This is a genomic window from Bacillus sp. EB V-12, from assembly GCF_056158125.1.
On the sequence record NZ_JBUXJL010000007.1, the window covers coordinates 54,441 to 80,208 of the forward strand.

General features: G+C 33.7%; 26 protein-coding genes. All 26 read right to left on the reverse strand.

The annotated features are described in order from the left end of the window. Positions 1 to 4 precede the first annotated feature (4 nt). On the reverse strand, positions 5 to 676 hold the full coding sequence (locus ACZDYH_RS20625) for a response regulator transcription factor (protein WP_000699557.1): 672 nt from the start codon (positions 674 to 676) through the stop codon (positions 5 to 7). Between the two features lie 214 nt (positions 677 to 890). After that, a complete protein-coding gene (locus ACZDYH_RS20630) occupies positions 891 to 2,615 on the reverse strand; it encodes a phospho-sugar mutase (protein ID WP_001104219.1) in 1,725 nt (574 codons plus the stop codon). Between the two features lie 95 nt (positions 2,616 to 2,710). Beyond that, positions 2,711 to 3,703, reverse strand: a complete 993-nt coding sequence (galE, locus tag ACZDYH_RS20635) for a UDP-glucose 4-epimerase GalE (RefSeq protein ID WP_050292812.1) — start codon at positions 3,701 to 3,703, stop codon at positions 2,711 to 2,713. 84 nt (positions 3,704 to 3,787) lie between these two features. Beyond that, positions 3,788 to 4,630, reverse strand: coding sequence for an SGNH/GDSL hydrolase family protein (locus ACZDYH_RS20640; RefSeq protein ID WP_078187512.1), 843 nt, complete (start codon positions 4,628 to 4,630; stop codon positions 3,788 to 3,790). 98 nt (positions 4,631 to 4,728) lie between these two features. Continuing rightward, positions 4,729 to 5,643, reverse strand: coding sequence for a polyisoprenyl-teichoic acid--peptidoglycan teichoic acid transferase TagU (gene tagU / locus ACZDYH_RS20645; RefSeq protein WP_050292989.1), 915 nt, complete (start codon positions 5,641 to 5,643; stop codon positions 4,729 to 4,731). 201 nt (positions 5,644 to 5,844) lie between these two features. Continuing rightward, positions 5,845 to 6,873, reverse strand: coding sequence for a dTDP-glucose 4,6-dehydratase (rfbB, locus tag ACZDYH_RS20650; protein WP_075676654.1), 1,029 nt, complete (start codon positions 6,871 to 6,873; stop codon positions 5,845 to 5,847). Between the two features lies 1 nt (position 6,874). Continuing rightward, a complete protein-coding gene (gene rfbD, locus ACZDYH_RS20655) occupies positions 6,875 to 7,729 on the reverse strand; it encodes a dTDP-4-dehydrorhamnose reductase (protein WP_048568638.1) in 855 nt (284 codons plus the stop codon). A 4-nt stretch (positions 7,730 to 7,733) separates the two neighbouring features. Further along, positions 7,734 to 8,294 (reverse strand): dTDP-4-dehydrorhamnose 3,5-epimerase, encoded by a 561-nt coding sequence (gene rfbC, locus ACZDYH_RS20660; RefSeq protein ID WP_000706172.1) that lies wholly within the window; start codon positions 8,292 to 8,294, stop codon positions 7,734 to 7,736. A 15-nt stretch (positions 8,295 to 8,309) separates the two neighbouring features. After that, positions 8,310 to 9,188, reverse strand: a complete 879-nt coding sequence (gene rfbA, locus ACZDYH_RS20665; protein WP_075676656.1) for a glucose-1-phosphate thymidylyltransferase RfbA — start codon at positions 9,186 to 9,188, stop codon at positions 8,310 to 8,312. A 59-nt stretch (positions 9,189 to 9,247) separates the two neighbouring features. Continuing rightward, positions 9,248 to 10,351, reverse strand: a complete 1,104-nt coding sequence (locus ACZDYH_RS20670) for a glycosyltransferase (protein ID WP_088859678.1) — start codon at positions 10,349 to 10,351, stop codon at positions 9,248 to 9,250. A 13-nt stretch (positions 10,352 to 10,364) separates the two neighbouring features. Beyond that, positions 10,365 to 11,243 (reverse strand): glycosyltransferase family 2 protein, encoded by an 879-nt coding sequence (locus ACZDYH_RS20675; RefSeq protein ID WP_075676660.1) that lies wholly within the window; start codon positions 11,241 to 11,243, stop codon positions 10,365 to 10,367. Positions 11,244 to 11,294: 51 nt separating this feature from the next. After that, positions 11,295 to 12,215, reverse strand: a complete 921-nt coding sequence (locus ACZDYH_RS20680) for a glycosyltransferase family 2 protein (protein WP_078187511.1) — start codon at positions 12,213 to 12,215, stop codon at positions 11,295 to 11,297. 39 nt (positions 12,216 to 12,254) lie between these two features. Then, a complete protein-coding gene (locus ACZDYH_RS20685) occupies positions 12,255 to 13,778 on the reverse strand; it encodes a lipopolysaccharide biosynthesis protein (protein ID WP_075676664.1) in 1,524 nt (507 codons plus the stop codon). A gap of 36 nt (positions 13,779 to 13,814) precedes the next feature. Then, entirely contained in the window at positions 13,815 to 15,059 is a 1,245-nt protein-coding gene (locus ACZDYH_RS20690) for an O-antigen ligase family protein (RefSeq protein WP_075676666.1), read from the reverse strand. 70 nt (positions 15,060 to 15,129) lie between these two features. Further along, positions 15,130 to 16,461 (reverse strand): UDP-glucose dehydrogenase family protein, encoded by a 1,332-nt coding sequence (locus ACZDYH_RS20695; protein ID WP_075676668.1) that lies wholly within the window; start codon positions 16,459 to 16,461, stop codon positions 15,130 to 15,132. A 25-nt stretch (positions 16,462 to 16,486) separates the two neighbouring features. Continuing rightward, positions 16,487 to 17,140: a sugar transferase gene (locus ACZDYH_RS20700; RefSeq protein ID WP_371862108.1), complete on the reverse strand. Its 654-nt coding sequence runs from the start codon at positions 17,138 to 17,140 to the stop codon at positions 16,487 to 16,489. Between the two features lie 56 nt (positions 17,141 to 17,196). Next, positions 17,197 to 18,069, reverse strand: coding sequence for a UTP--glucose-1-phosphate uridylyltransferase GalU (galU, locus tag ACZDYH_RS20705; protein ID WP_075676672.1), 873 nt, complete (start codon positions 18,067 to 18,069; stop codon positions 17,197 to 17,199). Positions 18,070 to 18,311: 242 nt separating this feature from the next. Further along, on the reverse strand, positions 18,312 to 19,079 hold the full coding sequence (locus tag ACZDYH_RS20710; protein ID WP_050293046.1) for a tyrosine-protein phosphatase: 768 nt from the start codon (positions 19,077 to 19,079) through the stop codon (positions 18,312 to 18,314). A gap of 112 nt (positions 19,080 to 19,191) precedes the next feature. Beyond that, complete coding sequence (locus ACZDYH_RS20715) at positions 19,192 to 19,893, reverse strand: CpsD/CapB family tyrosine-protein kinase (RefSeq protein WP_016099316.1); 702 nt, start codon at positions 19,891 to 19,893, stop codon at positions 19,192 to 19,194. Next, the gene (locus tag ACZDYH_RS20720) at positions 19,883 to 20,626 is read right to left on the reverse strand and encodes a YveK family protein (protein WP_474887089.1); all 744 of its coding nucleotides are present in this window, start codon (positions 20,624 to 20,626) and stop codon (positions 19,883 to 19,885) included. Before ACZDYH_RS20720 ends, ACZDYH_RS20715 begins: the two co-directional genes overlap by 11 nt. Positions 20,627 to 20,887: 261 nt before the next feature. Next, complete coding sequence (locus tag ACZDYH_RS20725) at positions 20,888 to 21,565, reverse strand: CpsD/CapB family tyrosine-protein kinase (protein ID WP_000467945.1); 678 nt, start codon at positions 21,563 to 21,565, stop codon at positions 20,888 to 20,890. A gap of 346 nt (positions 21,566 to 21,911) precedes the next feature. Next, on the reverse strand, positions 21,912 to 22,346 hold the full coding sequence (gene fabZ, locus ACZDYH_RS20730; protein WP_000931959.1) for a 3-hydroxyacyl-ACP dehydratase FabZ: 435 nt from the start codon (positions 22,344 to 22,346) through the stop codon (positions 21,912 to 21,914). A gap of 428 nt (positions 22,347 to 22,774) precedes the next feature. After that, positions 22,775 to 23,776: a rod shape-determining protein gene (gene mreB, locus ACZDYH_RS20735; protein ID WP_000457978.1), complete on the reverse strand. Its 1,002-nt coding sequence runs from the start codon at positions 23,774 to 23,776 to the stop codon at positions 22,775 to 22,777. Between the two features lie 160 nt (positions 23,777 to 23,936). Beyond that, positions 23,937 to 24,209 (reverse strand): sporulation transcriptional regulator SpoIIID, encoded by a 273-nt coding sequence (spoIIID, locus tag ACZDYH_RS20740; protein ID WP_000544012.1) that lies wholly within the window; start codon positions 24,207 to 24,209, stop codon positions 23,937 to 23,939. A 308-nt stretch (positions 24,210 to 24,517) separates the two neighbouring features. Then, positions 24,518 to 24,652: a hypothetical protein gene (locus ACZDYH_RS20745; protein ID WP_000008905.1), complete on the reverse strand. Its 135-nt coding sequence runs from the start codon at positions 24,650 to 24,652 to the stop codon at positions 24,518 to 24,520. A gap of 141 nt (positions 24,653 to 24,793) precedes the next feature. Continuing rightward, a complete protein-coding gene (locus tag ACZDYH_RS20750; RefSeq protein ID WP_001214926.1) occupies positions 24,794 to 25,699 on the reverse strand; it encodes a M23 family metallopeptidase in 906 nt (301 codons plus the stop codon). Between the last annotated feature and the right edge of the window lie 69 nt (positions 25,700 to 25,768).

A 25,768-nucleotide genomic window follows, 5' to 3' on the forward strand; every position in this document is an offset into this window, starting at 1 on the left:
CCACTTAACAATCCAGTTTATAGCCAACGCCATAAATTGTCTTAATATATTCTCCGCTCGTCCCAAGCTTCTTGCGAAGTCTCTGCACCATAATATCAACTGCTCTCGTATTTCCGATATACTCAAACCCCCATACTTTCTCAAGCAACTCATCCCTCATAAACACACGCTGCGGATTTGAAACAAACAACTGACATAAATTAAACTCTCGGTACGTTAACTGAATCTCTTGTCCACTCACATGTACCTTTCTTTCCTTAGGACAAATCACTATCTCTCCAGCCTCAATTACTTCATGACTTACAGCGACCTCCGTCTTCTTTACACGCCGCGCCATATTCTTAACCCGAAGAATAAGCTCCGCATAATTAAACGGCTTCGTCACATAATCATCAGCACCAAGCTGCAAGCCAAGCAACTTATCATTCATCTGACTCTTTGCCGTTAACATAAGCACCGGAATATCCCTATCCCTCTCACGGAACAAACGAAGCAACTCATACCCATCCGTATCCGGAAGCATAACATCCAAAATCAATACATCCGGCCCTTCATTCCATCGCTCCAAAGCTTCTCTCCCATCAGCCGCTGCCAATACTTCATAACCTTCCATCTCCAACTGCATCCGAATTAAATTACGAATACTCGATTCATCATCAACCACAAGTATTTTCATTATTTTCCTCCTTCCATCATGTATTATAGTACAGTTTAGTATAGCAAAAATCGTACAAAAAAAGAGAGGGTATTGTCGAACATATTTTGTCGACGATACCCTCTCTTATACAAGTCATAGCTTATATCCTATCTTGCAGCATACAACCTATTAAATAAATCAACTTTATCATAAAAGAAGGATTCGGCACATAACCAAATCCTTCCACAATTTATTATAAACGATTCATAATGTCTTCTTTAATAGTAAGTAACTTTTGTTCACTATTTTGTAAAGAACTATCTTTTACACCAAAGTAAAACTTAATCTTCGGCTCAGTTCCAGATGGACGTAGGCAGAACCATGAACCATCCTCTAATTGATATTTTAACACATTTGATTTCGGTAAGTGAATCTCTTCTTTATGTCCATCTTGTAAAGATGTAACGATGCTTGCTTTATAGTCTTCCACTGCTACGACTGTTAAGCCTGCTACTTCTTTCGGCGGATTCTCACGGAACGTTGCCATCATCTCTTGGATTTTTTCAGCTCCATCTTTTCCTTTTAACGTTAACGATACAAGGTCTTCACGGAAGAAGCCGTACTTCTCAAATACTTCTAATAGACCGTCATATAACGTTTTCCCTTGTGATTTGTAGTATGCAGCTACTTCACATGCAAATAGAACAGATTGTACTGCATCTTTATCACGGCAGAATGGGCGGATTAAATAACCATAGCTTTCCTCATAACCGAATTGGAATTCATATTGTCCACTTTCTTCATACTGTCTAATTTTCTCACCGATAAATTTAAATCCAGTTAACGTATCAATTGTATCTAAACCGTATGCTTTTGCAATTGTACGACCAATCTCAGACGTTACGATTGTTTTTAATACGACACCGTTCTCCGGAAGCGTTCCGTTTTCTTTCTTTTGAGATAGTAAGTAATCAAGCATTAATGCACCTGTTTGGTTTCCTGTTAATACTTGGAACTCACCATTATGATTACGCACTGCTACACCAAGGCGGTCTGCGTCAGGATCAGTTGCGATTAATACATCTGCGCCTACCTTTTCACCGTCACGAATTGCATACTCAAACGCTGCGTGCTCTTCTGGGTTCGGTGATTTTACTGTAGAGAAGTTTGGATCTGGTAACTCTTGCTCTTTTACAACTGTCACATCTGTAAATCCAACTTCTTTTAAACCACGGCGTACAGAAATATTTGATGTTCCGTGTAATGGTGTAAAGACGATTTTTAAGTCTTTGCCGACCTTTTGCACCATTTCTTTATTAATGATGACATTGTTCAATTCTGCAGCATATGCATCATCTACTTCTTGTCCAATAATATGTAATAAACCGTCAGCTTTTAATTGCTCTACATCAGCGACTTCAACTGTTAATTCATCTTCTACTGCATTTACGTAGCTAATTAACTCATCTGCTTCTTTTGGAGGTAACTGTCCACCATCTTCACCGTATACTTTGTATCCGTTATATTCAGGTGGATTATGGCTTGCCGTAAGAACGATTCCACTTACTGTATGTAAATGACGAACTGCGAAAGAAAGTACTGGCGTTGGACGTAAGCTTTCAAACACATATGTTGTGATACCGCGTGCCCCAAGTGTAGCAGCAACTTCCATTGCGAACTCAGGTGATTTATGACGAGAATCATAGGCTACAACAACACCGCGTTTTTTCGCTTCCTCACCTAATTTTTCAATAAAGCTTGCTAATCCTTTTGTTGCTTTACGAACTGTATATACGTTTAAACGGTTCGTACCAGCACCAAGTTCACCACGCATACCACCTGTGCCAAACTCTAGATTTTTATAAAAGCTATCCTCGATTTTCTTCTCATCTTGCTTCATATTTTCTAGCTGTTCTTTTAATTCTGCATCTAATTGTGCGTAAGAAAGCCAGCGACTAAATTCTTGTTTCCAATTCATTCTATTATCCTCCAATTTCAAATTTAAAAGGTATGCCATAGAACACATACCTTTTAAACTAGTAAATTAATTTCTTATATTTTAATTTTAAATCCTTATTTCTCATACCCATGGGGTTTCTTCTGGTGCCAATTCCAAGCATGTTCAATAATTGTTTTTACATTTACATACTTAGGGTCCCATCCTAACTTCTCTTTCGCTTTTTGAGAAGAAGCAACTAAACGCGCTGGGTCGCCTGCACGGCGAGGTGCTACTTCAGCTGGAACCTCATGATTTGTAACTTCACGAACTGCATCAACGATTTCTTTTACACTGAAACCATTACCATTTCCTAAGTTATAAAAATCGCTCTCTCCGCCACCTTGTAGATCTTTAAGCCCTAGGAAATGAGCCGCTACTAAATCTTCAACATGAATATAATCACGGATACAAGTACCGTCTGGTGTATTATAATCATCACCAAACATCATAATCTTCTCACGTTGGCCTAACGCCACTTGCAACACAAGAGGAATTAAATGCGTCTCTGGGCGATGATCTTCTCCAATAATACCACTTGGAGTTGCACCAGCCACATTAAAGTATCTAAAGATCTTATAACGTAAATTTGAAGCTTGGCTATACCAATGAAGCATCTTCTCGATTGCTAACTTCGTCTCTCCATACGTATTCGTTGGATTCGTCATCGTTTCTTCAGTAATAAGATCAACATCTACCTCACCATACGTTGCCGCAGTTGAAGAGAAAATAAACTTATCTACCTTAAACTCATCCATTACCTCTAATAAACAAAGTGCACCATACACATTATTATTATAATATTGAAGGGGCTGCTCCATACTAACTCCAACTAAAGAATCTGCTGCAAAGTGCATAACCGCCTCAATATTTTCTTGTTTAAAAACATCCCTTAAAAAGGATTTATCACGAAGGTCGCCATTATAAAACTTCGCGCCTTCCGTAATTGCATCTTCATGACCAGTTTGTAAGTTATCTACTACTACTACAGATAAGCCTTCGTCTACTAATTTTTTCACAGCGTGAGAACCGATGTAGCCAGCTCCGCCACAGATTAGGATTGAGTTCATTGTTTTCCTCCTACTATTTTCAAATCTCTTAATTATAAAAGGAAAAGGTATACGAGAACTCGTACACCTTTTATCTCTCCTTCATTACTTAGCTACAAAATAATCAGTTACATATTTCGCCCAAACTTCATGTCCTTTTGCACTTGGGAAACCAAACTCTTCTTGTAAATATGGTAAAATCGCCTTTGTAGATGCATCAGGCCACGCTTCCCAATGATTAACATATGTATAACCATTTTGCGTCGCGAATTGTTTTAATGCTTCAATCGCTTTTGGATAATTCTTCGCACCATACACTGGATTTGATGGTTGAATCATAATTGTAGCACCCTTTGCACTAGTAGAAAGTGCTTGAACGAACTTCTGTGTATTTGCTACAGAGTTTCCGTTACCACTTTTACCATTATCAGTAATAAATGGTGGTTCAAATAAAATCACATCTGGATTCTCTTTCGCAATCTCTTTATCACGTTTATTCGTAATTAACTCTTCTGTGCTTTCACCCTTATATTCCTTTACAGTCACATTCCATAAACCTTTACCGTAAGCAGTTTCTAAATTAGTTGTTAACTTAGCTGCCCAAGCACCTTTTTCGGATGAAGAAGCTTCATCACCAACAATAACAAGATTTACTGCCTTTTTATCCTCAGCAGCTTTCTTTAACTTCTCTTTCACTGCATCTGGCAAGTTCTTCGCGTATGCCTCATTAAAAGATGACTTCGCATCTTGTTTTTTCTCTTCCTTTTTCTCTTCCTTTTTCTCTTCTTTCTTGGCTCCGCTATCTTTCACTTCAGCCTTTGTTTTCGTTACTTCACTCGTTTGTCCTGTTGCATTCGCAATCTTCTTATTCCAGTACAATTTACCGCTCACAATCGAAGCTACAAACAATACAAAAATAACAAGGACAAGTACTGCTTTCTTATTCATCGATTCACCTCATCTATTAATCTCACAATATATAATACTAATATAAATCCATGCAAAAATAAACCCAACTCCTTCCAAAGGAGTTGGGTTATTACATATTACTTAGTTAATTCAAGATGTGCTCGTAACTTATTTGTTATATCTTGTTTCGCTGCATCCGGAACATAGTAGTACCAAATACCATCAGCGGCTTTGTGACCGTCGCCTGGGATTTGAATTTCTTCACTGTTCTCCATACAATCTTTATAATTCTTTTGAATATCAAACATTTGATCCTGAGTTAAACTTGTTTTAACGTTCTTCTCAATTGCTTTTAATACATCACCGTAGCTTGCTAATGAAGAAACACTAGCACCCTTTTTAATTACTGCTTGGATTACTTGACGTTGGCGCATTTGACGGCCAAAGTCACCGCGCGGATCTTCATAACGCATACGAGTATACTTTAATGCTGTTTCACCATTTAAATGGATATTCCCTTTAGCAAAATGTTGCTCTCTTGACGTAAATTCCAAATCGTTATTTACATCAACACCACCAACAGCATCTACAATATCTCTAAATCCAGCCATATTTACTTCAATGTAATGATCAACCGGTACATTTAGGAAATTCTCAACTGTTTTTACAGACATATCAATACCACCAAATGCATAGGCGTGGTTGATTTTATCTTTTTTCCCTTTACCTACAATCTCCGTATAAGAGTCACGTGGAATACTCGTAATTTTCATAGATTTTGTTTTTGGATTTAAGGTAAATAACATAAGTGAGTCTGATCTACCTGTCCCATTATCTTCCTGATCTACACCCATCAGTAAAATAGAGATAGGTTTATTATCCGAAACGTCTACTTTCTTATCTCGTTTATCAGACTTATCGCGATCCAAAGGCTTATGCACCGTATTTAACGTATTAGATACATTAGAGTAAACAGTATATGCATATACACCACCAGCAATAACAAGAACACCAATGATACCTAGAATCCAAAATAGAATCTTTTTCTTCATCGTTTTTCCTTCTTTCGGTTAACAATTTTAATAATTCACATATGAACCTATAATACTATACTTCCATATATATGGCTTGTAAATCATTAAAGTATAATGAGTTATTGTACTACAAAGTAAATTTACATTCACTTCATAATTCAAATAATAAATATAGAGATAACACTAGTCAGGTGTTATCTCTATAAATTAATTATTTTATTACTTTTCCAATGATGAATATTGTTTTGTAAAGTAGTTTTGATATTCGCCCGTTACAATCGCTTTCCACCATTCTTCATTATCTAAATACCACTGAATCGTTTGAGCAATTCCTGTTTCAAATGTATAAGTTGGTTTCCAACCTAACTTTTCTAGCTTTGTTGGATCAATTGCGTAACGTTTATCATGACCTAAGCGATCTTGAACGAACTCGATTAAGTCTTCTGATTTACCAAGCGTACTAATAATTGTTTGAACTACTTCTAAATTTGTACGTTCATTATGCCCACCAACATTATACACTTCACCATTTATGCCTTCATGCATAACTAAATCAATTGCTGCACAATGATCAATAACGTGTAACCAGTCACGAATATTTTTACCATCTCCATATACAGGAACCTTTTCATCATTTAATACACGTGAAATTGTTAATGGAATTAATTTTTCTGGGAAATGGAATGGTCCATAATTGTTTGAGCAACGTGTAATATTAATTGGTAAACCAAATGTTTCATGATACGCTCGAACTAATAGGTCAGAAGAAGCTTTACTTGCGCTATATGGGCTATTTGGTTGTAGAGGCGTCTCTTCTGTAAAGAATGTAGTTGGATCAAAATCTAATTCACCGTATACTTCATCTGTCGATACATGAACAAATTTAGTAATACCAAACGCTTTTGCTGCATCTAATAATACTTGTGTCCCTAATACATTGGTACTAATAAATACTTCAGGTTCAGTAATAGAACGATCCACATGACTCTCTGCAGCAAAATGCACAACATAATCAAATTTTTCTTGTTCAAATAGTTGGTTTACCGCTTGACGGTCTACGATATCAACCTTAGCGAATGAATAGTTATCTTTGTTCTCAATATCTTTATGCTTTGTTAAATCTCCTGCATATGTCAATACATCTAAATTTACAATATGATAATCTGGATATTTATTTACCATATACTGTACAAAGTTTCCTCCAATAAAACCTGCGCCACCTGTTACTAATACTTTCTTTTTTTCCATCTTATTTCACCTCTTGTTGTAATTGTGTAATATAATGTTTTGTTGCTTTCTTCCAATCTTGTAATGGCTCAAATCCATTATCAATTAATTTCTGCTTAGACATACGTGAATTTTTAGGACGTACTGCACGAGTAGGATACTCTTCTGTTGTAATACTATTTACTTTCACATCTTGTCCTGCTATTTCAAAGATTTCTTGCGCAAATTCAGCCCAACTACAGAAACCTTCATTTGTAGCATGATATGTACCATATTTCTCTGTTACAACCATATCAACTAACAACCGAGCTAAATCATATGTGTAAGTTGGTGATCCTATTTGATCCCCAACAACGTTCAGTTCATTACGTGTCTCACCTAAACGAAGCATCGTTTTAATGAAGTTATTTCCATTAATACCGAATACCCATGAAATACGCACAATAAAGTTGTTATCTATTAAACTTCTAACTACTTTTTCCCCCTCATGCTTTGTTAAACCATAGTACCCAACCGGATTAGGCGCATCAGTTTCTACAAATGCATGAGTTCCTTCTCCATCAAATACATAATCTGTACTAATATAAACAAATTTAGCATTTAACTTTTTTGCTGCTGTAGCAAGGTATTTTGTACCTTCTACATTCACATTCCAACAAAGTTCTTTATCATCTTCAGATTTATCAACAGCCGTATATGCTGCACAATGAATAATTGCATCTGGTTTTACTTTATCTACAAATTCATAAACCGCTGCTTCGTTTGTAATATCTAAATCTTCTATTCCAATACCTTGCATTTCTAGCCCTTGCTTTTCTCCACGTTTTACTACGTCATATCCAAGCTGACCATTATAACCGGTTACTAAAATTTTCATTTTTTTACTCCCCGTATACAAAGTTTTTTTCTGCTTCTTTTAATGAAGGTGCTTTTTCGTCTTTTTCAGATAGCACTGGTTGAATTTCCATTGGCCATTCTATACCAACCTCAGCATCGTTCCAAATGATTCCTCGATCACATTCAGGTGCATACAATTCATCAACTTTATACTGCACCTCAACATCATCTGTTAATGTCATAAATCCATGTGCAAATCCTTTTGGAATTAATAACTGTTTTTTATTCTCAGCACTTAACTCAATACCGAACCATTGACCGTATGTAGGGCTTCCCTTACGAATATCTACTGCAACATCAAATATTGAACCACGTGTACAACGTACCAGCTTAGTTTGTGCTTTAGGATTTAATTGATAGTGTAAACCACGAAGTGTTCCTTTGGTTGCAGAAAATGATTGATTATCTTGTACAAATTGTAAATCAATACCTGCTTCTCTCATTGCCTGATCACTAAAAGTTTCCATGAACCAACCACGGTGATCCCCAAATACTTTTGGTTCAATTACCTTTACACCTAACAAATTTGTATCTACAATTTTCATTATGTTCACTCCAAATTAGTATTTAATACCACCGTTTGCTACTTTTAATAAATATTGACCATAGCCATTTTTAGAACATTGATCACCTGATTCAATTAGAGTTTCTTTATTAATCCAGCCATTAATAAAGCCAATCTCTTCAAGGGCAGCGATTTTAATTCCTTGATGGTCTTCAACTGTTTTCACAAAGTTTGTTGCATCTACAAGGCTTTGATGTGTACCTGTATCTAACCATGTATAGCCACGACCTAATAATTCAACTTCTAATTCACCATTCTCTAAATACGCTTCATTTATAGACGTAATTTCTAATTCACCACGTGCTGATGGTTTAACATTCTTAGCAATTTCAACTACACGATTATCATAGAAGTATAAACCAGTAATTGCATAATTTGATTTTGGTTCTTCTGGTTTTTCTTCTACGCTCAATACTTTTCCATTCTCATCAAATTCAACCACACCAAAACGCTCTGGATCATGTACATGATAGCCAAATACTGTCGCTCCGCTTTCTTTCTGGGCAGCTCGCTGTAACATTTTTCTCATTCCGCTACCATAATAAATGTTATCCCCTAATACCATAGCCACAGAATCATCACCAATAAATTCTTCACCCAGAATAAATGCCTGTGCTAATCCATCTGGACTTGGTTGAACTTTATATTGAAGGGAAATTCCAAATTGAGATCCATCCCCTAATAAAGCTTCGAAACGCGGTGTATCCTCAGGTGTTGAGATAATTAAAATTTCACGAATTCCCGCTAACATCAATGTAGATAATGGATAATAAATCATTGGTTTATCATATATCGGTAATAGTTGTTTACTTGTAACCATTGTTAATGGATATAATCTCGTTCCACTTCCACCTGCTAAAATAATACCTTTCATAATTCCGCTCCTCTACCTTCAACTTAATATTTATTCTTTTAAAATACTATATTTTAAAATTAACTTGATGCAACTTTATCAATTACTTCTTTAAGGCGAGAAACATGTACTTGTAAAGAATACTCAGCCTGAAGTTTTTCCTCAGCGAGCATTCCCATTTCTTCTAACATATTAGTCTCGTGTTCCTTAACTACTAGCTCAATATATTTTTCCCAATCATCTAAACTATGCGTTAAAAAGCCGTTCTTCCCATGATCAATTATGCTTGTATTAACACCCACTGCATCAGCAATAGTTGTTTTTCCAACACTCATATATTGTAATATCTTCAAACCACACTTTCCTTTGGACCAATCTGAATCCTCCAACGGCATGATTCCAACATCAATTTGGCTTAAATTCTTATATTCGGTTTCTTCGGACCAAGCTAACTCCTCTACAACAAAATATGGTGAGTTGGGTATATAATTCAAATTTCCACCTATACACCTAAATACAATCTGCTTCTTATATTTATCAGCCGTTTTGTCAAAAATAGGTAATATCTTTTTAAAGTATGATGAGTTTCCTGGATTTCCTATCCATCCAAAAACAATCTTATCTTTTAAACTTGAATCTCTATCTATATTTTTTACACAGCTCAAATCAATAACAGTCGGTATAATAATTGTATTGGAGTTTATTTGTTTACAATAAGATTCCAAGAATTCATTTCCACAAATAATCATGTCTGAAATTTTAATTATCCTATCATAACGCTTTCCATATTTCAGATTATAAAGTAACTTATTTTTTTTATTACTTATCTCTGAGGTGTCATCTAAGAAGATTGCATCATCTAAATCAAAGATAATTTTAGCTCCCTTTCGCTTTAATAACCGTTCTAACCAAAATAATCCAAAGGGATATATGTCCCTGTGAACCAAAAGAATGTCTCCCCTTTTTACCTTAAAAATTAAAGATAATGGCTTAAACAATAAAAATATTAAGCGATAAAAGACACTAAATAAGTTATTACTCTTAAATAAACTATATGTAGTATCATCTAAAAATTGAAAGGTTTCTTTTTCCAATTGAATATTTAGATATGGCAGAAATTGAAACACTCTATATCTAGAACTTGCACCTCTTCTACCAGTCGGTGTACAAAAATAGATTTTCACTTTTCAATTCTCCCTATCTGGATATTTCCTTGTTATTCAAACTTCCCATATTATTACGAAGTCCATCAATAAAGCCTTTACCCATCATTTTTATTTTTTTAAACTTGTCTTCTTCAATGACAATAGTATCAAGCATAATTTTAAAAACACCTTTAGTAGATAAAAATACTCTAATTGGGTATTTAAAAAGGTATTCTTTATATAACTGAACTGTATTACGATAAATATAATATTTTCTTATCTCATTATGATTAAGGGCTTTCCATTCTTTTTTCCCGATTTTTAATATATGTTTCTCTCTTCCCAACCTATGACGCAAAATAGCATCCTCAACTTGATAAACTTTATATCCATTTTTTTTCAATCTAAAACAGTATTCAATATCAACCATATCGATAAAATATTCGTCCTTAAACCATCCAACAAGAGAAAATGATTTTGTATTAATAAGACTACCAGATGTTATAGCCGCATCTATATATCCACTACCACGATTTTTACCTTTTCCATTATAATCAGTGATAACTGGTGCTAAAATCATAATTTTTTCATCTTTTTTATCATTATATGCCTTTAAGAGATTCTCTATCATATTCTCAGGTACCGAACTATCATCATCTAATGTTAATGCCCACTGAAAACCATTTCTTTCAGCGTATTCACACCCTTGGTTTAAAGCTGTAGCTATACCTAAATTCTTTTCATTATAAATAATAGTACAGTTCTCTATATCTCTCTCAATTTTTTTCAACAGATGTTTACTCTGATCGGAAGAGCTTCCATTATCTACTATTACAACGAAATCAATTAAATTTTTTATTTTTTTCACATTTTGATATATATTCTCTTCGGGATTATAAGAAACAATAACAGCACAAACTTCTTTTTTCATTATTTTTACCTCATTTTAATTAGTTAGCTATATATTTTCTCTTTCAAATCTTTATGTAAATTCCGTTCCTTTTTTATTCCATATATACATTAAAAATTTTGTCGGAATACTACATTTAATTAAACCTTTAATACAGGTACTGATATCAATTGTTTTACTTTTATATGCCTTATAATAAATCTTACTCGCTTCTTTCTTTCTTCCATTAGCTAGCAAATGATATACTACAAACATCAATAAAAATGAGTGGTATGCCCTTATAGATAAGTCTTTTTTTACATTTTCTCCCCACTCAATAGATAGGTAGAACTTATTATTATTTCCTACCCTTCCTTCCCTTTTCTCATGATGATAAATTGTCAAATGTTCCTTGAAATTTATAAACTTTGCTCCATTATTTCTTAAACGCAAACAAAAATCGATATCTTGATGCTTTCTTAATTCTGGGTTAAATAATGTTTTCTTGCCTAATTGACTAGAAAACATATAAGTACTTGCTTGAACCCAAGTACCATTATTATTAATGAACATATAGTCCATAATATCCTCATGCTCTTCTAAATCTCTATTAGTAGAAAGGGTTTCTTTTTCATCATCTTTTACTATTAAACCAGTGAAGCAAACTATATTATCTGTTTGTCCACTATGTTTAATAAAATCTATTTGCTTTTCTAACTTATTCGGTAACCATTCATCATCCGAATCTAATAAAGCAATATATTCACCTTGACTTTGCAGAATCCCAGTATTTCTTGGTCTAGTGCCATGAGTGTTTTCTTCTAACTTTATATATTTAATTCTGCTATCTTTATAACTGTTAATAATTTCTTCTGTATTATCAGTTGAAGCATCATCCACAATTATTAATTCAAAATTAGAATATGTTTGAGATAATACACTATCAACTGTCCTTCTTATCAAGTCCCCTCTATTATAAGTAGGTACAACCACACTTATTAATGTTTTTTCCATCTTAACCACCGTCTTTTCTGACTAAAAGTTATACATAACTTAACGCTTAACTAAAAAGTTTAAAATTTTAAATATCACTGCTCTAAAATATGAAATTGGCAACAAGCAAATAAACAATATAATCGTTATAGAAGAAAAAATCATAACTCCATTTATCAATAAAGTGCCTATGCCATTCACTTTAATAGTGAACCAACTCATTATATTTTCCACGACGATTATAGTTCCAAGAGAGATACTTGTTAATAAAGTAAAGTGCATAAAATAGGACTTAACACTGCATTTGAATCCTGCTTTAAATAATATATACGGCCTCCAAAATACAATTATAGGTAAACTACTCGCTAAAGTCCCCAAGTACACTCCTATAACACCATACATTTCACCAAGATAAATTGAAACAAATAAATTTATAATAACTTGGATCAATGGCGCATATACGTCCCAAAAAATCCCATAACCGTCTTTAAAATAATCTACCGTTCTTCTAGTAACTTGGATAAAGAAATTACACGCAATAACAAAAACTAATGCTTGAGTAAAAACATACTCTTTTCCAATCCATACCCCAATAAACTCGTTTGCTAGCTTATAAAACGTATATGAAGCACTTATACCAATAAAAAATTCTAAATAATATAACTGTAAAAATACTTTATAAGATTTTTTATTATTTCCTTCAGATATTAAATTACCTATGCTAGCAGTAAACCCATTAAATATTTGCGAAATAATAGTTGTTAATCCATTTACTATCAGTAAATAATTAGAATATAATGCAATATCTCTTGTAGTTGAAACAATTGAAATTATTATACTATCAGTTTGTGTAGTAACTGTTCCCGAGATTTTGTGCACCATAATATTTTTTATATTAGTTAAAACACCTTTATTATCTCTCGCTAATTCCTTATATTTTTTTAATGATGTAAGATTTAACCAAGAATATTTTCTATCAATCTCTCTATTAATTAAAATATAAGTAATTACATTTCCTAAACATTCTAAAATAACCCATGCCAAAAAATTCTTAGTATATAGTATTACTGTAATTTGGATAACTGTTTTTACTATTCTTATTATCCCCGTTGTTCTTGTAATAACATAAGCATTTTGATCTGAAATAGCTAATACATGCTTATATGTCATGAAGTATGAAAAGGCTGTAGTTATTAAAAATAATAAATACGTTACATAAACCTCTATACTACTAAGATTGGATTTAAAAATAATATCAAAAAAAGGAATTACTAAAACTCCAACTCCTAATATTAAAAAACCTATAATACTATAGGTTATTTTTATAAATTTCATTAACTCGTTTATCTTCTTAAAATTCTTATCTTGAAGGTGAGAATAAAGTGTGTATGCAATAGCAGCAGACACACCCAATTCCATTAAGCTTACTACGCCAATGATATTAGTTACGATAGTAATTAAGCCTAGATAATCAGTATTAAAAATCTGTAAGAATATGGCCCTAGAAAAGAAACCCAAAAACAAATTAATAAAATTAAATGACAAATTATAAATTATGTTTATAAAAGATTTTTTTGTTCTCATCTTTAAAACCCCTGCACTCTAAAAACTTCCTTAGCACTAAATATCGCCATTAGGTTTACTATTTTTTTTTCTATAGACCTTAATATTTTTCAATTTCAACTTAATTCCCATATACATAAGAACATACAGACACCAAACATTACTTACGGTCATAGGCCTAATAAAATAACTTTCATTAAATTCATGAATAAATAATAAAATCAAAAATACAATTGAAAAGTAATCCATTAGCTCCTTTTTATTTGCATTTATTCTCATATTATTTATTACATAACAAATAAAACTTAGTACCACTACTAATAATCCAATAATCCCCATATTAGCAACGATATCAATATAATTATTATGTGCATGTGGAACATCTGTGTACATATAAAAATCAACATAATTTTTGGTTGCACTATCTTTAATCCAAAAGCTATCAAATCCATATCCTAATATCCAATGATTATTCATCATTGTGAAAATAGCATTCCATATACTCGTTCTTCCAGTAAAAGTAAGATCTCTTCCTAATAACCCGAATATATTATTAATATTCATAGCTAAATAAATCCCAAAGGTAAAAACTGCTCCTAAAGTAAGCGAGGTAAACATCATTCTTAAATAATTATTTTTCACCTTTCGGTATAAGGCTAAAGTTATGGTTAAGCAAATACCTAGTAATAATATTACTAAGCTAGTTACAGAACCACTGTTAAAAAGAATTATTCCCTGGACAAGCATTATCAATAAATAAATTCCTTTTTTATACATTTTTTCAGAATCAAGAAAATAGAAAAATGTGAGAACAGCATATAAAAACATTGAAAAGCCTAATGGATTTTTATGTACAAACACACCAATCCACTCACCGTTGGATGCAATACCTTTATCTGGTTCTATTTGAATAGTGAATAGTGAAACAACAGTAATAAACAAGCCTACCACAAAAATAAGGCGCAATATCTCTTTAAACTTATATACGCTAATTAAAAAAAACATTATTAGCGTAGGCATGATCAAATAAAAAACTGCAGATTTAAAGCTTTCACTTGGATAATTTGACCACATAAAAGATACAAATGCATATATTAAAATACACACTATACTTTTAGAAAAGTAAATCTTTCCTTTTTCTAAAAAGATATATAAAATAATTCGAACACTATAGTATCCATAGATTAGTAAAATCATACTATCTTTTGGAAAAACCGTCCTAATAATCCCTATTGATGTCAAGTAGAAAAGCATCATGAATAATAGATAATCTATATACTTTACTAATCCTTTATAATTCATTAAAACCTTCCTTATATCTCCAATAATTACTTAACAAAAAATCATTGGAATTTATCTATTTATTTTATATTCACACCAAAATATCTCTGTTTATTCTGCTAATGTTTTTCCTACCTATTGAATAGTAGTTCACTTTATATTCTTCTATGTTTTCTAAATCAAAACAATTTCTACCATCATATATATTTGGTATTTTCATTTCTTCTACGAAGCTTTCTATACTTAAAGATTTAATCTCGTTCCATTCAGTTAAAATAAACACTGCGTCAGTATCTTTTATTGTTTCAATTGGGTCCTCAAAATATCTTACTTTTGGTGATAGTACTTTTTTTGCATTCTCAATAGCAACAGGATCATATGCTTTTACTTCTGCTCCCATTTCTATAAGTTCTGGTATAATTGCCAATGAAGCAGCCTCACGAATATCATCCGTATTTGGTTTAAATGCAAGACCTAATATTCCTATAGACTTCCCTTTTAAAGTTCCAAAATCTTCTATAGCTTGATTTAAAAGCCTTCTCTGCTGTTTATTATTAAACTCAATTACAGCACTTAATAAAGAAAAATCATAATCCACATTTTCTGCAATTTTTCTTAAGGCCTTTGTATCTTTTGGAAAACAAGATCCTCCATATCCGAGTCCAGCTTTTAAAAACTGATTCCCTACTCGGCTATCTAATCCCATTCCATATGCTACGCTCTCTACATCGGCCCCTACTTTTTCACAAACATTAGCAATCTCATTGATAAAACTAATCTTTGTAGCTAAAAATGCATTTGATGCGTATTTTATCATTTCTGCACTATTTATATTCGTCATATAGATAGGTGTATTAAAAGGTTTATTAATTTCTTCAATTATCTTTCCAGCCTCTTTATTATCTGCTCCAATTACAATACGATCTCCATTAAACACATCCTCAATGGCAGAACCTTCTCGTAAAAACTCTGGATTTGAAACAATCTGAACAACTAGTTCCTTATCGCTTAAATTCTCCTCGACATACGCTTTAATTTTATGGTTTGTACCAACTGGTACCGTACTTTTCACTACTATAACTACATTTTTTGTAATTGAATTCGCAATATCCTCACAAACTTTATAAATATATGATAAATTTGCTGAACCATCTTCTTTTTCTGGCGTACCAACCGCAATATAAATCACATCAGCATCTCTATAACTATTATTATTCGCTACTTCAAAAGACAGTGTGCCTTTATCTAGATTATCTTTAATTAATTTTTCAATCCCTGGTTCATAAATTGGTGAAATACCCTCTCGCAATTTATGAACTTTCATTTCATCAATATCTAAACATGTAACATTATGACCAATTTCAGCCAAAGAAACTCCTGAAACTAAACCAACATATCCTGTACCAACTACTAATATTTTCATTTTCCAATCTCCTTACACTAAATAATTAGTATGCACCCTTACTTAATAAAACATTTTTTACTGTTAATAGTAAAATTTTAATATCAAACCAAACAGATGCATTATAAACATAGTATAATTCTAAATCTACACGCTCAGGGTAACCTACATCACTTCTACCACTTACCTGCCAATAACCCGTTACCCCTGGTTTTACAGATAAAAATTCATGTACTTTCTCCTGGTACTCCTCTAACTCCTCTACAACTACTGGGCGTGGGCCAACTAGACTCATTTCCCCCTTTAATACATTAAGAAATTGTGGGATTTCGTCTAAGCTAGTTTTTCTTAAAAATCGGCCTAACCCAGTAATTCTTGGGTCTTCATGTTGTTCTAATTTGTAATTATTCTCTAAATATTTCCTGTATAATTCCTTATTTTTCTTTAATTTTTCTTCTGCGTTTACAATCATAGTACGAAACTTATATATTCGGAACTCTTTACCTTTTTCGCCTATCCTTACCTGCTTAAAGAAAACAGGCCCCTTATTTTCTCCTAGTAAAAACAAAAATGGAATTACTAGAAAAAATGGAGAGAAGATAACTAACCCAATAATAGCTCCTATAATATCTAAAGCTCTCTTAATAAAAACATAGGATGTACTTTTCTTTTTTATATGTACTTCCTCATTTTCTAAAATTTCAACTTTAGCCAATGAAGTTTTACTCAATTGACACTCCCCCAGTTAAATTATTTTTAATTACTATTTTTTAATACTTCATTCATGTAAGTGATCATATCTTCTTTTAAATTTATATCTTGCAAGGCAAATTCTATTGTCGTCTTAATAAAGCCAAACTTCTCGCCTACATCATAACGAATACCTTCAAAGTCATATGCAAATACACGTTGAATTTCATTTAATCGTTGAATCGCATCTGTTAATTGAATTTCCCCACCTGCACCTGTTTGTTGACTTTCAAGGAACATAAAAATTTCTGGTGTTAATACGTAACGACCCATAATCGCTAAATTTGATGGTGCTGTACCTACCGCTGGCTTTTCAACAAACTGGCGCACTTGATAACGACGGTCGTTTTGTTCAATTGGATCGATAATGCCGTAACGATGTGTTTCGTTTTCTGGTACTGTTTGTACACCGATAACCGATGACTGTGTACCTTCATATTGATCCATTAATTGGCGTAAACATGGTGTTTCCGCTTGCACAATATCATCACCAAGTAGTACCGCAAATGGTTCATTTCCAATAAATTTACGTGCGCACCATACTGCATGTCCTAGCCCTTTTGGTTCCTTTTGTCTTATGTAATGAATGTTAATTTTTGAGGAAGCTTGTACTTTTTCAAGCATTTCATACTTTCCTTTTTCTAAAAGGCTTTGCTCAAGCTCGAAAGAATGATCAAAGTGGTCCTCAATGGCACGCTTTCCTTTTCCAGTAACAATAATAATATCTTCAATTCCTGATTCTATTGCTTCTTCCACTATGTATTGAATTGTGGGCTTATCGACGATTGGTAACATTTCTTTTGGCATCGCTTTTGTTGCTGGTAAAAATCTTGTCCCAAGACCAGCCGCTGGAATAATTGCCTTTCTTACTTTTTTCAATTATGACCCTCCGCATTTAAATATTTATATGTAGCAATAACAAAAACCCTACTTATAGGGTCGTCTTTACAACTCCATAAGTAGAGTTTCTAACATAAATAAATTATGGGCATCTAACCCACCCTCACGTCATACTCCCGACGACAAGCGTCTAAGGTAGGCTCGAAATAAAAATTTCTACCCACAGCACGACCGAGTGCCCCCGTTGATAACGGTTAGGAGACATCACCCAAACTCTTCAATTAAAAAATACCGAACAATTTTTTACGGCGAATTTGTTCTGGATCTTCTTTATAAATTGCTTTCCCGCTAATTATTAAGTACGGATTTTCTTTCAAATCACTCATAACATTCATTCCAAATTCTTTCTCGATTAATTCATAGCTCTCTGCTAAATGAAATCCTCTTGACGTTGTGTTATGTGCATCTGATGCAATCATATGTGTTAAATTATGTTCCACAAGCTGTAGTGAGAATTTTTTAATCTTTTTACCAAATTTCCCAAGCAAACTACCTGCTGTTACTTGTGTTAATGCACCTTTATTTACAATGTTATATAACTTATCTGGCCGCTCGATTAACTCGGCATTACGTTCTGGGTGAACAATAATTGGAATCATTCCCTTTACACGTAATTCGTATAATAATTGTTCGGCATAACGAGGTACGTGATTCGACGGAAATTCAATGAATATATATTTATTTGTTTCATTTAAAGTAACGATTTTACCAGCTTCATAGTCTTCTAATAAATCACCATATAACCTGACTTCTTGTCCCGGTAAAATAGTAAGTGGGATATTATGTTGTTGTAGTTCATCATTTAATTGTTTTACGTGATGAATAATTGAGGTACGTTCATTTACATATTTTCCATTTTGATGGTGCGGCGTTGCGACAATTGTATGTATTCCTTCTGAAGCGGCTTGTTGTGCCATCGCTAAACTATCGGTTACTGTTTGTGCACCGTCATCGATACCAGGTAAAATGTGACAATGTAAATCTATCATTTGTTTCATCCTCCCTCTCTCCTATAAAGATCTTTTTTCCCTTGAATATGAGAGATTTCTCATATTCAAGGGAAAAAAGGAGATATGTTTCAACCATATCTCACTCTTTTAATTAGTTTGCACCGTAATAATAATATAATCCTTGTTCACGTTCACGGTCATTTAGAACGACACCTAACAATTTACCTTTAGCCGATTCTAACAATCCTTTTGCTTTTACCGCTGTTTCTTTCTCTGTTGATTCACTACGAACAACAAGAATAGAAGCATCACATACATTTGCCATAATTTGTGCGTCGGTAACAGCTAAAATAGGTGGCATATCAAAAATAACTAAGTCGTACATGCTGTATGCTTGTCCAAGAAGCTCTTTCATTGATTTTGAACCTAACAATTCGGCCGGATTTGGTGGGATTGGACCACAAGCTAAAAAGTGTAGATTATCAACTAATGTTGTTTGCACACATTTTTCTAAACGTTCACTATGTGTTAATACATTTGTTAGTCCAAAAATATTATCTACTTGGAACATTTGATGCATTGCTGGTTTACGCATATCTGCATCAATTAATAATACTTTTTTTCCTTGTTGAGCAAACACCACTGCCATATTCGCCGTCGTTGTTGTTTTCCCTTCACTTGGGTTTGCAGACGTGACCATTAATGAATGTAAATTCGTATCAATAGCCGCAAATTCAATATTCGTTCGAATATTACGATATTGTTCTGAAATTGGTGATTTCGGTTGTTGATGAGCAATTAATTGACGGCGTTGACGATGATTCTTTTTCTTTTTAAATAAATTAAGAGCCAATTGTTTGTCCCCTCACTTTTCTTGATGATGGAGCGTGTGATTTCACGTTCATTGTTTCTTCATCCATACGAGCTACAATTCCTAATACTGGTAAGCCAAGTAAGTTTTCCACATCTTCTTCTTTTTTCACTGTGTTATCTAAGTACTCTAGTAAGAATGCAAGACCAATTGAAGCCATTAAACCAACAAAGAAAGCGATTGCTACGTTTAACATTGGACGTGGTTTAATTGGTGATAATTCTTCTGATAACTCAGCCTTAGAAAGTACCGTAACATTATCCACACTCATAATCTTCGCAACTTCACCTTTAAATACTTCTGCAGTTGTGTTAGCAATATCACGAGCTAATTTCGGATCTTTGTCTTGCGCAGTTACCGCTACGACTTGTGAATCTTTTTCATTAGCCACTTCGATTTTTTTGTTCAACTCTTGTGTTGTTATGTTCAAACCTAATTTTTCTTTTACTTGGTCCAAAATAACAGGGCTTTTTATAATAACCTTATATGTATTTGTTAATTGAATATTTGTTTGTACTTCATTGTACTGAATTGCTGCCCCTTCTTGCTTCTTCTGATTAACAAGAATTTGCGTCGAAGATTGATAGATTGGTGTCATGAAGAAAAAGCTAATGATAGCACTTACAATAGCTGCACCAAAGGCGATTACGAGGATCATTGCTAAACGTTTTTTTAAGATATGAAATAACTCTTTTAGACTAATTGTTTCTTCCATAGGTTCCTCCAACTTTCTAAAATTTACACATAGGAAAAATTATAACATATAAATCTTACATTTTTTATTTTTAATAATTCAGTTTTATATTTGTTCACAAGAAACAAGTTTAATCTTACAAAATTATCTTAAATATGACAACACATTCCAATCATTTTCCAAAATTTTTATTTTATCACTTTTTTCACATTGTGTAACTTGATAAAGAATTTTCAGAAAACAACAAAAAGCCAACAAAATTTTTGTTGGCTTTTTCATATTTTAGTAATAACCATATTGCTCTTTTTCTTCTCTTTTATCGTTTAAAACGACTCCAAGTAGTTTGCCTGATGCTTTATCTAATATTTGTTTCGCTTTTACGATTTTATCTTTTTCCGTCTTTTCACTGCGTACAACGAGTACGATTCCATCACATTTATTTGCAAGTATTTGCGCATCCGTAACCGCAAGGACAGGTGGTGTGTCGATTAATATAATATCAAACATGTTATACGCTTCTAGCAACGCCTCGTCCATTGCCCGGCTCCCTAACAGTTCTGCTGGGTTTGGCGGGATTGGACCTGCTGCCATTAAGTATACGTTCTCTATATCTGTTTTTTGAATGCATTGCATAAGTTTCGCTTGTCCTGATAATAAGTTCGTTAACCCATTTGAACTATGAATAGCAAATAAGTTTTGTATCGTCGGCTTACGCAAGTCAGCTCCAATTAATAAAACTTTCTTTCCTTGTTGTCCGAAAACAACTGCTAAGTTTGCGATTGTTGTTGTTTTCCCATCACCTGGGTCGGCTGAAGTAACAATAATAGAACGAACATGATTATCTACAGATGTAAACTCAATGTTTGTACGAATGTTACGGTATTGTTCTGTAATACGCGATTTAGGCTCTTTATGTGTAATTAATTGTCGTAATGGTTTTCTTTTCTTTCTCCCGAACATATTCATAATCTCCTTTTGTGAAATGCGACATTTCCCTTTTCTCTCTTTTATGCTCGATTTCATACGTCTAATTAATATTTTTGCTGATTTCCCCATATCTCATCATAATCAATAACATTCTAATTTGTCTTACTTAAGTACCTTAACAATATGACAATGCCTTTATTTCTTTAATACCTTTATCGCTTATCCTGTTTTCTAAATAAATAATAAAGTAAGTATATGGTAATTACCATCTATTTACAAGATATTTTCTGATTAGTTTGTATATTATTGTTTCATCGTTATATAGCATAAATTAAAAAAATCCCCTTGTCTTTTTCACAAGGAGATTTTTTAGTACTATCTATTCTTTTTTATCACCAATTGCAAATGTAATTTCTGCCTCACATGCAACTTCACCATCTACTGTTGCAATTGCTTTTCCTTTTCCAATTGGACCGCGTACGCGTGTCATTTCTACTTCTAGACGAAGCTGATCACCTGGGCGTACTTGTTTTTTGAAACGGCAATTGTCGATACCTGCAAAGAAAGCAAGTCTTCCACGGTTTTCTTCTTTCTTTAATACTGCAACTGCTCCTACTTGCGCTAATGCTTCTACAATAAGTACACCAGGCATAACTGCATAGTCAGGGAAGTGTCCGTTAAAGAATTCTTCGTTTGCGGATACATTTTTAATCCCAACCGCTCTTTTGCCTTCATCTACTTCTAATATTTTATCAACAAGTAAAAATGGATAGCGGTGAGGAATGATTTCTTTAATTTGTTCTATATTTAGCATGTAACAATCGCCCCTTTTGTAATATTGGTCTTACCACTTGGACATATTGCTATTATCCCATTTTGTTTATTGTTTGTCATTACAAAGTAACATTTTATATTTAGCACAACTTCCTAAAAAAAATGCACACACTCTATTCCATTAAAATAGTTGCACATTTTTGCAACTGACACGGAGGTGGAAAGGAGTGTATGCCCAAATTAGGGAAAGGCAATATGTATTGAAACATTATTTGCCTTAATGTCGTATTCGACTCATTATATTATAAACGTTTTCAATTAAGGAAATATTAAATTTAACCATATATATGAATATTTTACCTGTTTCCTTCACATTTCTCTATTTTTCTTCCATTTTCGCAAAAAAACAAAATAAAAAAATATAAAAACGAAAAAAAGAACTAAGGCGTCAGCCTTAGTTCTTTCAAATTATCTCAAAGCACGCTTTGGTAATCTGTCGATATTCTCTAACATAATGCCTGTACCAACCGCAACGCAGTGCATTGGATTTTCAGCAATTAATACTGGTACTTTTAGTTCTTCTGCTAGAAGCATGTCGATACCGTGTAGTAAAGCTCCACCGCCTGTTAGAATAACACCGCGGTCGATGATATCTGCAGATAATTCTGGTGGTGTGCGCTCTAATACGCCTTTTGCAGCTTGTACAATAACAGCTGCATTTTCTTTTAATGCTTCTGTAATTTCTTCAGAGCATACTGTAATTGTACGTGGTAAGCCTGTTACCATGTCACGTCCGCGAATTTCAAGCTCTTCGCTACGTGCACCTGGGAATACTGTACCAACTTTAATTTTAATATCTTCTGAAGTACGTTCTCCGATTAATAGCTTATACTTACGTTTAATATAGTTTAAGATCTCCATATCAAACTTATCGCCAGCCATTTTGATAGAGGAAGAGGTAACAATATCACCCATAGATAGTACAGCGATATCTGTTGTACCTCCACCAATATCAACAACCATGTTACCGCTTGGTTGGAAGATTTCCATACCAGCACCAACTGCGGCTACTTTTGGTTCTTCTTCTAAAAATACTGTTTTACCACCTGAACGTTCAGCAGCTTCACGAATTGCTTTTTGTTCTACTGATGTAATATTTGTTGGACAACAAATTAAAATACGAGGTTTTGAAAAGAAGCTCTTTACGTCCAATTTGTTAATGAAATACTTTAACATTGCTTCTGTAATTTCGAAATCTGCGATTACACCATCTTTAAGTGGACGGATTGCTACAATATTACCAGGCGTACGTCCCACCATGCTTCTCGCTTCTTCACCTACTGCTAATACTTTACCACTATTACGATCGATTGCCACAACAGATGGCTCATTTAATACAATACCCTTACCTTTAACATGAATTAATACGTTAGCCGTACCTAGGTCAATTCCGATATCTCGCGCAAACATTCCCGTTTTTTCCTCCTCGATATTCAAAATCAGGTTACACCCGAATTCTTTTCACCTAATTTCTGATTTTATCATAAATTTAACAGAAACGTAATATTCGCAAAAAGAATTCTTCTGAAAAATATTACCGAATGTGAACGGAATGTTTGCTACCGTAACATTATTGACGTACAGGCTTCTCTACATCTTCTTTTCTATACTTTTGCTTTGTTGCTTCTCCACCTCTTAAATGACGAATAGACTTATGATAATCAAGAATTTCTTTCACTTCATTTGCGAGCTCTGGATTAATTTCTGGTAGACGTTCTGTTAAATCTTTATGGACTGTACTCTTTGATACCCCAAATTCCTTTGCAATGACACGCACTGTCTTTCTTGTCTCCACGATATACTTACCAATCTTGATAGTTCTCTCTTTGATGTAATCGTGCACACCACTCGCCTCCCTAATTTGGATGTGAGAAGGGTGAAATGAGCCTCGCTGCATACGACTAAGAAGTAAGTGTGAGTGCTGTTTGTAAGCGTTAAACATTCTTGGATTTATAATGAAATGATTCACGATTTCTCACCTCAAACACTCTCTTTGCTTTGGTTTATACCATTGTATTGCCCGCACTACTGATATATGCTACATGTTCACTATTTTTGCGGACTAAGTTAAGAAAAATTACATTTTTTTGTGAGAAATACGTTAACAGTGACTATTTTGGCGAAAAAAAATGACACCTTATATATAAGGCGTCATTCTTCTCTTTCAAACTCTTCTTCTAATAATTGATGGTGGGGAACCTCTTTCTTACTGGCAATATAATAATATAAGGTGAATAAAACAAACAATAAAATAATAGCAGTCGACAGAACAAATAAAAATGACACAGTATCCCCTCCCTTTTGTAATATATATTCGAGAATCTCGTCATTTTTCCTTGTTTTTGCAACTTTTTTCTCGAAATTGAGTATTTTTATATGGAAATAAAAAAATCAGCTCTCCTAGTGAGAACTGATTTTTTCACTTTCTTATTCTTGTGAAGAAGAATCGTTAGATGATTCTGTAGAACCATTTGTTGATTTTTCTTCTTTCTTCGGTTCTTCTTTTTTGTCACTAGTTGAACCGCTTGTTGATTTCTCTTCTTTTTGAGACTTGTCTTCTGTTTTACTTTCAGGTTTCGTGCTCGTTGACTTCTCTTCTTTTTGAGATTTGTCATCAGCTTTTTTACCAGAAGCATTCGTAGCCTTTGCAGCACCTGCATCAGCTTTAATTTCTGTTACTGATTTATTTAAGTAACGTTCAGGGTTCACAGCCACATTGTCTTTACGTACTTCAAAGTGAACGTGAGAGCCTGCCTCTTTATTCATTGCACTTAGACCGGATGTTCCTAATACTTCACCTTGTGCAACTCTTGCACCTTTTTCTACTTTCACACTGCCTAAGCTTTGATAAGATACCGCTACACCATTTCCACTATCAACTGTTACAACATAACCAAGAAGTGAATCTTTTTCAGCTTTCGTTACTGTACCACTTAAAGCAGCAGCAACATTGAATTCTTTTCCATTCTTCGCAGCAATGTCAATTCCTTTGTTTGGGGAATATGTGTTGTTATAAAAGACAAGTGCTTTTTCTTGTTCCGCCTCAGTTGCTGCATCTTCATAGAATTTCTTCTGTACGACTACTTCCGCATTCGCGGCAGCTGGCATTTTCACTACTTCTGAAGATTTCGTTACTGGTACTGCTGGATCTTCCGATTGTGTATACGGTGTTGCTTGATCGTGGTTTGGAGTCTTCTTCGGATTAGCTCCTTGGAACCATAGCGCAACCATTAAGATTACCGCTGCACAAGCAATGTATAGTGCCGGAAACACCCATCTTTTTTGAAATAAATGTACTACCTTTTGCGACTTTTTATTATTTCTTCCTCGCATTCCATCATCACCTCAGCAATCATTTTGAACAATATTCACGTATCCTATACAACGTATAACTAATTACTT